We start from the raw sequence: 11,099 nt of genomic DNA on the forward strand, positions 1-11,099 counted from the left end.
ACAGCACCTGAACCAAAATCCTTGAATACCACTATCGGCGGTTTTTGCCTTACTGCCACATGACGGACTCATTACAACTCTAGGATGGCCCCATCTGCCAGATGAGGTCCGTCCATGAACAACCCGATCGCAACTGCCTTGACCAACCCCGGCGCACCGATGAAAGTGCGCGGAGTGCAGAAGCGCTTTGGCGCCTTCACGGCGCTGGATAACGTTTCCCTCGACGTGGCGGCCGGTGAGCTGGTGTGTCTGCTCGGCCCTTCGGGCTGTGGCAAGACCACCTTGCTGCGCTGCATCGCCGGTCTTGAGAAGCAGGACAGCGGCGAGTTGTACTTGGGTGATCGCGACGTTTCCCACCTGGCACCCCAGGCGCGGGACTACGGCATTCTGTTCCAGTCCTACGCCTTGTTCCCCAACCTCACCGTCGAAGCGAACATTGCCTATGGCCTCGCCGGCAGCGGTCGCGACGAAGTGCGCCGTCGTGTCGGTCAGATGCTGGAACTGGTCGGCCTGACCGGTAGCGAGAAAAAATACCCGGGCCAGTTGTCCGGCGGGCAGCAGCAACGTGTGGCGCTGGCCCGCGCCCTGGCGCCTGCGCCTTCGTTGTTGTTACTGGACGAACCGATGTCGGCCCTCGATGCCCGGGTGCGCGAGCATCTGTGCACCGAACTGCGCCAACTGCAACGCAACCTCGGCATCACCACCCTGATGGTCACCCACAATCAGGACGAGGCCATGCTGATGGCCGACCGTATCGCCGTGATGAACAACGGCAAGGTCGAGCAGTACGCCACGCCGCAGGAAATCTACAACCGTCCGGCCACGCCATTCGTGGCGGAGTTCGTCGGCCAGGGTAACTGGTTGCCGTTCCAGCGCAGTAGCGACAGCCACGCTCAGGTCGGCGGAATGAGCATGCGACTGGCCGATGGCGGCGCCAAGACCGCCTCGGGCCGTTTGTTCTGCCGTCCGGAAGCGATCAACGTCAACCCGCTGGTGCATGAGGAAAACCTGTTCCCCGCCAAGGTTCGTGAAATCACCTTCCTCGGCAACCGCTGCCGCATGAGCTTCGAGCTCGATCAATTGCCGGGCCACGCACTGTTGGCGGAACTGGCGCCGGAAGCCATGCCGCGCCTTGGCGCCCAGCAGATCATGGTCGCCTTGCCGCCGCGCAGCCTGCAGGTGTTTGCCTGATGAGCGCGAACATCGCGCTGCCGCTGCCACACAAGCAGTTGCGGCAGACCACCCGTGCCGAAATCGGTGACCGGCTTTTCGTGGTCGGCGGAAAAGTCCTTCTGTTGGTGTTGTTGGGTGTTGCCGTATTGATGCCGTTGCTGGCGATCTTCTGGCGTGGTTTCAGCGCCGAGGCCGGGCAGGGCGGTGGCTGGGTCGCCGCGAAAGAGCTGGTGACCAGCGAGAACTTCCACTGGCTCCTGGGCAATAGCCTGAAAGTTTCCCTCAGCGTCGCGGCCATCGTCGTACCGCTGGCCTACCTGTTTGCCTACGCCCTGCAACGCACCTTGATTCCGGCTAAAGGCATCTGGCGTGGCATTTCGCTGCTGCCATTGATGGCGCCATCAATGCTGCCCGGCATCGCGTTGGTTTATCTGTTCGGCAATCAGGGCATGTTGCGCGGCCTGCTTTCGGACAACATCTACGGCTTCTGGGGCATTGTGCTCGGCGAGGTCATCTACACCTTCCCGCACGCCTTGATGATTCTTCTGTCGGCCCTGTCCCTGGCCGATGCGCGACTGTTCGACGCCGCCTCCAGCATGGGCGCCAGCCCGGCCAAAGCCTTCCGCAGCATCACTTGGCCGGCGACCCGTCAGGCCGTGTTCGCCGCGTTCTGTCTGGTGTTCACCCTGACCATCACTGACTTCGGTGTACCGGTGGTGGTCGGTGGCGACTATCAAGTGTTGGCGCTGGAAGCCTACAAGGCGGTGGTCGGCCAGCAACAGTTCGGTCGCGGGGCGTTGATCGGCATGGTGTTGTTGCTGCCGGCGCTGTTCAGCTTCGGCGTCGATGCCTGGTTGCGTCGTCGTCACGGCGACTCCATGAACGGTCGCGCCCAAGTGTTCAAACCCGCGCCGTCGAAGCTGCGCGACAGCTGCTACCTGGCCATCGTGTTGCTGATCTGCGCCGCGCTCCTGCTGGTGTTCAGCATGGCGGTGTTCTCCTCGCTGGTGAAGTTCTGGCCGTACAACCTGTCGCTGTCGCTCAACCACTATCAGTTCAACGAAACCGCCGGCGGTGGCTGGCTGGCCTACGGCAACAGCCTGAAGATGGCCCTGGGCACGGCGTTGATCGGCAGCCTGCTGATTTTCACCGGCGCCTACCTGATGGAAAAAACCAGGGGCCAGCGCGGCCTGAACCTGACCTTGCGCATGCTCAGTTTCGTACCGATGGCGGTGCCGGGCCTGGTGCTGGGGTTGGGTTACGTCTTCTTCTTCAATCTCACCGGCAACCCGTTGCATGTGCTGTACGGGACCATGACCCTGCTGATCGTCTGCACCATTGCCCACTATTTGACCACCGCGCAAATGACCGCCACCACCGCGCTGCGCCAACTCGACGCCGAGTTCGAAGCCGCCGCGCTGTCGCTCAAGGCGCCGCTGTACCGACACTACCTGCGAGTCACCGTGCCGATCTGCCTGCCGGCGTTGCTGGACATCGTGCGCTACCTGTTCGTCTCGGCCATGACCACCGTTTCGGCGGCGATCTTTCTCTACAGCCCCGACACCATCCTCGCGGCGGTGGCGGTGCTGAACATGGACGACGCCGGCAACGTCGGCGGTGCGGCAGCGATGTCGACCCTGATCCTGATTACCTCGGCGGGCGTGTCCCTGCTGCTGGCCTGGGCCTCGCGGGGTTTGCTGCGCCGCTCCCAGGCCTGGCGGCAGACGGCACCCGGTCAATGATCTGTACAACCCACTCAACTCAACAACAGGAAAAGATCATGTTCAAGCCTATGGCCCTGGCCGCTGCTGTCCTCACCGCTTTCAGCCTGAACGCCTTCGCGGCGAAAACCGAGTTGACGGTGTACACCGCCCTCGAAGCCGAACAACTGAAGACCTACAAAGAGGCTTTCGAGAAGACCAACCCGGACGTCGAAATCAAGTGGGTGCGTGACTCCACCGGCATCATCACCGCCAAACTGCTGGCCGAAAAAGCCCGTCCACAGGCGGATGCTGTGTGGGGTCTGGCCGCTTCCAGCCTGGCGATCCTCGATCAGCAAGGCATGCTGCAAAGCTATGCACCGAAGGATCTGGGCAAGATCGGCGCGAACTACCGCGACGCCGCCAACCCGCCAGCCTGGGTCGGCATGGACGTCTGGGCCGCAACCATTTGCTTCAACACCGTTGAAGCCGAGAAGCTGGGCCTGACCAAGCCAGTGAGCTGGCAGGACCTGACAAAGCCTGAGTACAAAGGCAAGATCGTCATGCCGAACCCGGCATCGTCCGGCACCGGTTTCCTCGACGTCAGCGCCTGGCTGCAAACCTTCGGCGAGAAGCAGGGTTGGGCCTACATGGACGGCCTGCACCAGAACATCGGGCAGTACGTTCACTCCGGCTCCAAGCCTTGCAAACTGGCGGCGGCTGGCGAATTCCCGATCGGTATTTCCTTTGAATACCCAGCCGTTCAGCTGAAGCGCCAGGGCGCACCGCTGGACATCATCCTGCCGAAGGAAGGTTTGGGCTGGGAGATCGAAGCGACTGCCGTGATCAAGGGCACTACCCACGAAGAAGCGGCGAAGAAACTGGCTGACTTCTCCGCCAGCCCTGAGGCAATGGAGCTCTATAAAGAAAACTTTGCCGTACTCGCCCAGCCTGGCATCGCCAAGCCACAGACCGAACTGCCAGCCGACTACGAACAGCGCCTGATCAAGAATGACTTCGTCTGGGCTTCGAAGAACCGCGACGAGATCCTGACCGAGTGGCGCAAGCGCTATGACGGCAAGTCCGAGAAAGTGGCGGCCAAGTAAGGTCTTTATCGGCTGACAGGGCCTCATCGTCGGAACGCCGCCCGGACCAAGCTCGCTCCCACAGGGGATGTGCGTCGAACACAAAACCAATGTGGGAGCGAGCTTGCTCGCGATGGCGGTCTCGAACTCAGGACAAAACTCCATGACACAACACAACGACATGCTGATCGTCGGCGCCGGCATCCTGGGTTTGTCCCATGCGTATGCCGCCGCCAAACGCGGTCTCAAGGTCACGGTTTTCGAGCGCAGCGAAACGCCCCTCGGCGCTTCGGTGCGCAACTTCGGCCAGGCACTGGTCACTGGCCAACCGCCGGGACCGATGCTGGAACTGGCCCGCGCCAGTCGCGGAATCTGGGGCGACTGGGCACAGCTCGCCGGCCTGCAACTCAGGCGCAATGGCTCGTACCTGTTCGCCCGCACCGAAGCGGAAGAACAGTTGCTGGAAGCCTTCTGCGAGGGCCGCGCCGTCGAACACGGTTACCGCGTCGACCTGTTGCGCGGCGCTGCGCTGCGCGATTTGTACGGCGGTCAGTTCCGCCATCACCGCGCTGCGTTGCATGGCATGGACGATCAGCAACTGTATTCCCGCGAAGCGATTCCGGCGCTGATCGACTTCCTGCGCCGCGACCTGGGTGTCGAGTTTCATTTCTCTACCCTGGTGCACGATATCGAGCCGGGTCGCCTGCACAGCACCGCCGGCAGCTTCAGTGCCGAGCAGATCATCGTCTGCTCCGGCCACGATTATCAGACGTTGCTGGCCGAACAGATCGCCGAACTCGAGCCGCAAATCTGCCGCCTGCAAATGCTCCGCGCCCGCCCGCGAATCAACCTCAACCTGCAACACGCGTTGCTCACCGGTTTGAGTTGCGTGCACTACGGCGCCTTCGCCGACTTGCCGGAGGCTGCGGCGGTGCAGGCAGAAATCCTGCAGTACGCGCCGCATCTGCACGAAAACGGCATCCACCTGCTGATCAGCCCGACGCCCTATGGCGAATTGATCATTGGCGATTCGCACCATTACGGCAGCGATCCGTCGCCCTTCAATGCCGAGCAGGTCGACGACTGGATGATCGAACTGGCCGAGCAGACCCTGGGCTGCAAGGTGCAAGTGGTCGAACGCTGGCAGGGTGTCTATGGTTCACGGGGGCCGGGACCGTTCTCGTTCCTGCGCCCGGCAAAAGGCCTGGGCGTGGCGTTGATGCACACCGGTGTCGGCATGAGCGTCGGGCCGGCGATGGCTGAACGAAACATCGCAGCTGTGTTGGGGGAAATCTGACGGAGCGCAATGAACAAGTGATTGCCGAGGTGTTCGGTTTGTACGAGCGTTTTGGCGACAGCGATTACATCGGCGAACCGGTGTCGCAGATCGAGCACATGTCCCAGGCGGCGGAGCTGGCCATGGCCGAAGGCTTCGACGATGAAGTGATTCTGGCGGCGTTCTTTCACGACATCGGGCATATCTGCGCGGAAAGTGCGGAGAATATGGGCGGCTTCGGTGTGGTCGGCCATGAGCGCCTGGGGGCCGACTACCTACGCCGCGCCGGCTTCAGCGAGCGCATGGCGCGGCTGGTCGAATACCACGTACAGGCCAAGCGTTATCTGACGCTAGTGGAGCCTGGCTACTACCAGCGCCTGAGCGAAGCCAGTTGCCGGACCCTGGAATATCAGGGCGGGGTGATGACGACTGTAGAGGCTGAAGCGTTCGGGCAGGACCCGCTGTGTGCCGTGAGTTTGCGCATGCGCCAGTGGGATGAACTGGCCAAAGAGATGCATGTGCCGGTCATCGATTTGGCAATCCTGAAACGTAAGGCCGAGTCATTGCTGGAACGGAATCAGGAGTCCCGTGTTCAGTGAACAAGGCAGACAAACAATAGCGAAACACCTTACGCAGTGTGTTGGCTTGCGCTGACAGAACCGGGATCTGCGGTGGGGGTAGGTTTGACATTCATTTAACAGGCAAGGAATGCTCATGCGCTATTTGAAAGTCACCGCCCAGGATCGCGTCGGCAACGGTTGCGCCGATTCCGTGTTGCTGCAGTTTTACGAACAGGTCGGAAAATCGTGGGAAGACCAGGAAATGAACAAGGCTTTCGCCGTGGACTTCAACGCCGACGGCAAAGTGGACTACAAGATGGGAGATGTCACCAACAATGGTAGGGAAAACACAGTTGACCAACGTTTACTGGAGACCTTCGCCAATACCTATCTGAAGTTTCACTGGTTCAATCGTGGCGCCACCTGGAGCCGCTATCTCAAGATTTTTGCCGAAGATTTTCACCGCGACGGAACGCCAAATGTGGTTCGTCTGCAATTGCATGAAGGCACTGGTCTGGCGTCGGATCGCACGCAGGTGTCCTGGAGTGCAGTGTTCGACGTGGACAATGACGGCACGCTCGATTGCAGCGTTCAGGGCGATGTCAATCGCGATGGTCTGTTCGACAAGGTTGACCAGGTTCTGGTGAAACAGTTGGCAGGCACGTTTCTCAAGTTCAACTGGCGCTGATCATGAGAGCGGCAGAGGGTTGTGCTTTGCAGGGCTAAAGCTGCTGCGCCAACGCCTCAACCTGTTCCTGCCGCTCCGCCTGATTTAGTTTGGAATGAGGATTGAGCGAGGACCACTGCGGATGTGCCCGGGCTTTGTTCAGAGCCTCGGGCAGTTTGCCTTCACGCCAGCTCTTGTCCTGTGGCGCGGCGACCTGAATGCTGTCCATCGCCGCATGCCCACGGGCGTTGAGCGCTTGCAGCAATTGCCGCTGACGCAGCGCCAACAGCCGCAGCACGTTGTCGTCCACCGTCAGTTCGCGCTGGCCCTTGACCTTGCCGAGCAAGCGCCTGCCGTAACTGCGCGCGGTTTGCAGCGCACCGCCGGCGATGGCACCGGCCAGTGCGGCGGTGCCGAGGGTAATGCCGCCCACCAGCAAATCGACCCCGGCCCCCGCAGCAGCACCCGCCGCGATCCCGCCGCCGACGCGCACGCCCAGTTGCTTGAGAGTTTCCGGGTTGAACAGGTCATTGCCCCAACGGCCGTCGAGCAGCGGTAAATCACTGGCCGCGGCGTCCTGTGGGCGGAAAGCGTAGAGTTTGAGCAGGGCCTCGACGCAACGCTGTTCCCGTTGTCGCACGGACTTGCGCAGTTCGCTGATGGCTTGTTGTTCCTGCTCGGCTTCACTGACCACACTGCGTCGGCAAGCCGCGCAATCAATCAGCAATTCGGCAATCAATCGCTCTGCGCTTTGTTGGCGGGCCAGGCGTTGAGCCTGCTGATCGGCGATCAGGCGTTCCAGTTGCGGTCGGGCAGACTCCAGCAGCAGGGCGAGACTTTCATAAAGTCGACGCTCGCCATCCTCCGGCGGCGCGACGCTGTCAAAGCGCACCAAGGCATGCAAACCCAGCCGCGCCAGCGCTTCACGCCATGCCGGCTCGCGATGGTTGGCGCTGCTGACGAAGTTCAGCACCGGCAGCAAGGGTTTGCCGCAACTGGCCAGCACTTCCAGTTCGTCGCGATACTTGGCCAGCACCGGCTCCCGGGCGTCGATCACATAAAGCCCGGCGTCCGACGCCAGCAACTGGCGCAGCACCTTGGCCTCCTGTTCGAAGCGTTGCCGGGCTTCGCTACCCTCGAGGAAGCGCGCCAGGCGTGCCGGGCCGTCGAGGCGTTCACCGGGACGCTCCAGGCGTTCGAGGTAATCGAGCAGGGCTATGGCGTCTTCCAGTCCGGGGGTGTCATAGAGGTCGAGCAACGGCTCGCCGTCCACTGACAATCGTGCGCCCTCGACATGCCGTGTGGTGCTGGGGCGATGGGACACTTCACCGAAGCCGACGTCACGAGTCAGGGTACGCAGCAACGAGGTTTTGCCGACATTGGTGTGGCCGACCACGGCGAGTTTCAGAGGCTGTTTCCAGGCGTCAGTCATGACCCGTCTCCAGCCAGTTCATCGGTGCACAATCGGCAAACGGCAGCTCAAGCTGTTGCAGCGCCACGTGCCAGTCGCCCAGGCGTTCGGCGTCCAGCGCTTCACCGGGGGGCGCCTGCAACAACCACACGCGGGTGGCGCTGGCGCTGCGGGCCAGTTCGGCAATCAAGGCCAGGCTGCCGCGATCCGGCGAACGCCGTGGATCGCACGCAATGGCCAGGCGCGCCGGGGGAAAGCGGCTCAGTTGTTCGAGGAGTTTGTGCCGCGATTCGCGGCTGTCGAGGATGCCGACGTTGCTGACGTTTTTCGGCAGTTGTGGCGGCCACGGGCGGTCGTCGTCCAGCTCGATGGCGACCAATAGAGCACCATCACTTTGTTGTTCGCTGACGCCGCCTTCCACGCGATGCAGTTGCGCCGGTGCCGCATCGCTGACGCCGAGGCGCTCGCTGGTGGGCATCAAGCGCTCGCGCAGTTGTGCGTAACCGGGCAGGTTCAAATCCAGACGTAGCGCCGTTTGCCCCGTTTTCCAGCGCCACAGGCAAAACAGCGCCAGCAGCAGGCGCGGCACAACGCCGTAGACCAGCAAGATGCCGACCAGCCACGCAGCCCAGGCCTGACGGGCACTTTCGATGTTCAGTGCGGCATCGCCACTGGCGCGGATCATTTCTTCGGTCGGCACGCTGAAGCCGAGCAGAGCCGGTAGCACGCCAAACGCCTGAGTGACGGCGATAAAGGTGTCGGCACTGAGGATCGTGGTTTCCCAGACAAAACCGTAGCGCCGGGTCGCCATCAGCGTCAGCAGAATGACCAGGGCGCTGAGCATCGCCAGCAACCACAGGCCGTTGACCAGCACGCCGATAGCCCAGCGATTGAGTTTCTGGCGTTGCAGCAACAGGAGCAGGGCCGGTGCCAGTTGTGCGGCTTTGGCATCACGCGCAAGTTTTTCACTTAGCCACAGCCACAGGCGTCCGAGGCTGGCGCCTTGTTCGCCGGCGAACACCAGTCCCAGGGCCCAGCTCAGCAGCAGGATCAGATTGAGCCCGAGCAGGCTGCCCAAGGCCCAGAACACATTCACCGGGTGCAGGCCGTCGCCCATTGCAGCAAAGGCCAGGCCGGCGCCGCTGATCACCGCCAGCACCGCCATTACCATCAGCGCCAGTCGCGCGCCTTGCAGCCAGTGTTTGAGAGCATCGCTCAAGCCATCGCGCTCGGCCAGCCACAGGGCCCGGCGTTGAATGCGCGACGGCAAATCGCCGCCGGCGCTGCGGGCCAGCCGGTTGGCTTCAAGGTCTTCCAGGGGGCCTGCGTGTTCTTCGCGCAGTCGAATGGTTTCTGTCAGCCAGAGGGTATTGAGTTCAGTCACGCGGCATCCCGTCGCTTAATTGAGCTGTGAGCATAACCGCTGTGGCGCTTATCGGCGAAAGCGAGGCTCTGGTATCCTCGCGGGCATGACTAAATCACTCCCCCTCAGCCTGATCGCAGCCCTCGGTGAAAACCGTGTGATCGGCGTCGACAACAGCATGCCCTGGCACTTGCCGGGGGACTTCAAATATTTCAAGGCCACCACGCTCGGCAAGCCGATCATCATGGGCCGCAAGACCTGGGACTCCCTCGGTCGTCCGTTGCCGGGCCGCTTGAACATTGTGGTCAGCCGTCAGGTGGATCTGGTGCTGGAAGGCGCGGAGGTTTATCCGTCGCTGGAAGCTGCCGTCGTTCGCGCCGAAGAATGGGCGAAGGAACAGGGCGTTGATGAGCTGATGCTGATTGGTGGTGCGCAGTTGTATGCGCAAGGGCTGGCGCAGGCTGATCGGCTATACCTGACTCGCGTGGCGCTGAGCCCGGAAGGGGACGCTTGGTTTCCGGAGTTTGATTTGAACCAGTGGAAACTGGTGTCGAATGTGCCGAACCCGGCCGAAGGCGAAAAACCTGCGTACAACTTCGAAGTCTGGGAAAAAGCCTAAAAGCATCGCGAGCAAGCTCGCTCCCACAGTGTTTTGAGGTGAATCACAAATTGTGTGAACACCACAGATCCCTGTGGGAGCGAGCTTGCTCGCGATAGCGGTCTATCAGGCGCCGATCAAGCCTGCGCCAACGCCAAATGCTCATCCGCATCCAACAGCGCTTTATCAGTCTGCTGCATCACCTGACTGGTAATCGCCCCCGCCGTCATCGACCCACTGACATTCAACGCCGTACGCCCCATATCAATCAGCGGCTCGACCGAAATCAGCAACGCCACCAGTGACACCGGCAAGCCCATCGCCGGCAGCACGATCAGCGCGGCGAACGTCGCACCGCCGCCAACCCCGGCCACACCGGCCGAACTCAGCGTGACAATCGCCACCAGCGTTGCGATCCACAGCGGGTCCAGCGGGTTGATGCCCACAGTCGGCGCTACCATCACCGCCAACATCGCCGGGTACAGGCCGGCACAACCGTTCTGGCCAATGGTTGCGCCAAACGAAGCGGCGAAACTGGCGATGGACTGCGGAATGCCCAGACGACTGGTCTGCGCCTCGATGCTCAACGGAATCGTCGCAGCGCTGGAGCGGCTGGTGAAGGCAAACGTCAGCACCGGCCAGATCTTGCGGAAGAAACGCAGCGGGTTGATCCCGGCGGCCGACACCAGCACGCCATGCACCACAAACATCAGACCGAGGCCGATGTAAGAAACCACGACAAAACTGCCGAGCTTGATGATGTCTTGCAGGTTCGAGCCGGCGACCACTTTGGTCATCAGCGCCAACACGCCGTACGGGGTCAGCTTCATCACCAGGCGCACCAGTCGCATGACCCAGGCTTGCAGGGTGTCGATGGCGTTGATCACCTTCTGACCTTTCTCGACATCATCCTTGAGCAACTGCAGGGCCGCGACACCCAGGAACGCAGCGAATATCACCACGCTGATGATCGACGTCGGCTTGGCCCGCGCCAGATCGGCGAACGGGTTTTGCGGAATGAACGACAGCAACAGCTGCGGCACATTCAGGTCGGCGACCTTTCCTGCGTAATCGGTCTGGATGGTTTGCAGCCGGGCCATTTCCTGGGTGCCGGCCACCAGGCCTTCGGCGGTCAGGCCGAACAGGTTGGTCAGGCCGATGCCGATCAAGGCCGCGATGGCCGTGGTGAACAGCAGCGTGCCGATGGTCAGGAAGCTGATCTTGCCCAGAGACGAAGCATTGTGCAGACGGGCCACGGCGCTGAGG

10 protein-coding genes are annotated in these 11,099 nt (G+C 61.9%); 7 read left to right on the forward strand and 3 right to left on the reverse strand.

What is annotated here, in order from left to right; all coding sequences use genetic code 11:
* Positions 1-114 precede the first annotated feature (114 nt).
* From AC1DVH_RS12275 to AC1DVH_RS12300, 6 genes are all read left to right on the forward strand, one after another.
* On the forward strand, positions 115-1,191 hold the full coding sequence (locus AC1DVH_RS12275; RefSeq protein ID WP_477754018.1) for a putative 2-aminoethylphosphonate ABC transporter ATP-binding protein: 1,077 nt from the start codon (positions 115-117) through the stop codon (positions 1,189-1,191).
* A complete protein-coding gene (locus AC1DVH_RS12280) occupies positions 1,191-2,915 on the forward strand; it encodes a putative 2-aminoethylphosphonate ABC transporter permease subunit (protein WP_477754019.1) in 1,725 nt (574 codons plus the stop codon). Before AC1DVH_RS12275 ends, AC1DVH_RS12280 begins: the two co-directional genes overlap by 1 nt.
* A gap of 38 nt (positions 2,916-2,953) precedes the next feature.
* Positions 2,954-3,979, forward strand: coding sequence for a putative 2-aminoethylphosphonate ABC transporter substrate-binding protein (locus AC1DVH_RS12285; RefSeq protein ID WP_477754020.1), 1,026 nt, complete (start codon positions 2,954-2,956; stop codon positions 3,977-3,979).
* A gap of 142 nt (positions 3,980-4,121) precedes the next feature.
* The gene (locus AC1DVH_RS12290; protein WP_477754021.1) at positions 4,122-5,255 is read left to right on the forward strand and encodes a TIGR03364 family FAD-dependent oxidoreductase; all 1,134 of its coding nucleotides are present in this window, start codon (positions 4,122-4,124) and stop codon (positions 5,253-5,255) included.
* Between the two features lie 17 nt (positions 5,256-5,272).
* Positions 5,273-5,833 (forward strand): phosphonate degradation HD-domain oxygenase, encoded by a 561-nt coding sequence (locus AC1DVH_RS12295; protein ID WP_477754022.1) that lies wholly within the window; start codon positions 5,273-5,275, stop codon positions 5,831-5,833.
* 115 nt (positions 5,834-5,948) lie between these two features.
* Complete coding sequence (locus tag AC1DVH_RS12300) at positions 5,949-6,482, forward strand: hypothetical protein (protein WP_477754023.1); 534 nt, start codon at positions 5,949-5,951, stop codon at positions 6,480-6,482.
* 34 nt (positions 6,483-6,516) lie between these two features.
* Here the strand turns inward: AC1DVH_RS12300 and AC1DVH_RS12305 are convergent, their stop codons facing one another.
* Both AC1DVH_RS12305 and AC1DVH_RS12310 read right to left on the reverse strand, forming a co-directional pair.
* Positions 6,517-7,893 carry a GTPase/DUF3482 domain-containing protein gene (locus tag AC1DVH_RS12305; protein ID WP_477754024.1) on the reverse strand — a complete coding sequence of 459 codons (1,377 nt, stop codon included), beginning with the start codon at positions 7,891-7,893 and terminating at the stop codon, positions 6,517-6,519.
* Complete coding sequence (locus AC1DVH_RS12310; RefSeq protein WP_477754025.1) at positions 7,886-9,256, reverse strand: DUF2868 domain-containing protein; 1,371 nt, start codon at positions 9,254-9,256, stop codon at positions 7,886-7,888. Before AC1DVH_RS12310 ends, AC1DVH_RS12305 begins: the two co-directional genes overlap by 8 nt.
* Before the next feature lie 85 nt (positions 9,257-9,341).
* Here AC1DVH_RS12310 and AC1DVH_RS12315 point away from each other — a divergent pair, with 85 nt between their 5' ends.
* Positions 9,342-9,854 carry a dihydrofolate reductase gene (locus AC1DVH_RS12315; RefSeq protein ID WP_477754026.1) on the forward strand — a complete coding sequence of 171 codons (513 nt, stop codon included), beginning with the start codon at positions 9,342-9,344 and terminating at the stop codon, positions 9,852-9,854.
* Between the two features lie 116 nt (positions 9,855-9,970).
* Here the strand turns inward: AC1DVH_RS12315 and AC1DVH_RS12320 are convergent.
* The coding region (locus AC1DVH_RS12320) for an L-cystine transporter (protein ID WP_477754027.1) at positions 9,971-11,099 on the reverse strand (1,129 nt) is incomplete at its 5' end.

It is taken from the genome of Pseudomonas sp. P4_C3 (genome assembly GCF_056402075.1).

Coding starts and splice junctions, on each gene's coding strand:
- AC1DVH_RS12275 (WP_477754018.1), top strand. CDS start 115: ATGAACAACCCGATCGCAACTGCCTTGACCAACCCCGGCGCACCGATG.
- AC1DVH_RS12280 (WP_477754019.1), top strand. CDS start 1,191: ATGAGCGCGAACATCGCGCTGCCGCTGCCACACAAGCAGTTGCGGCAG.
- AC1DVH_RS12285 (WP_477754020.1), top strand. CDS start 2,954: ATGTTCAAGCCTATGGCCCTGGCCGCTGCTGTCCTCACCGCTTTCAGC.
- AC1DVH_RS12290 (WP_477754021.1), top strand. CDS start 4,122: ATGACACAACACAACGACATGCTGATCGTCGGCGCCGGCATCCTGGGT.
- AC1DVH_RS12300 (WP_477754023.1), top strand. CDS start 5,949: ATGCGCTATTTGAAAGTCACCGCCCAGGATCGCGTCGGCAACGGTTGC.
- AC1DVH_RS12305 (WP_477754024.1), bottom strand. CDS start 7,893: ATGACTGACGCCTGGAAACAGCCTCTGAAACTCGCCGTGGTCGGCCAC.
- AC1DVH_RS12315 (WP_477754026.1), top strand. CDS start 9,342: ATGACTAAATCACTCCCCCTCAGCCTGATCGCAGCCCTCGGTGAAAAC.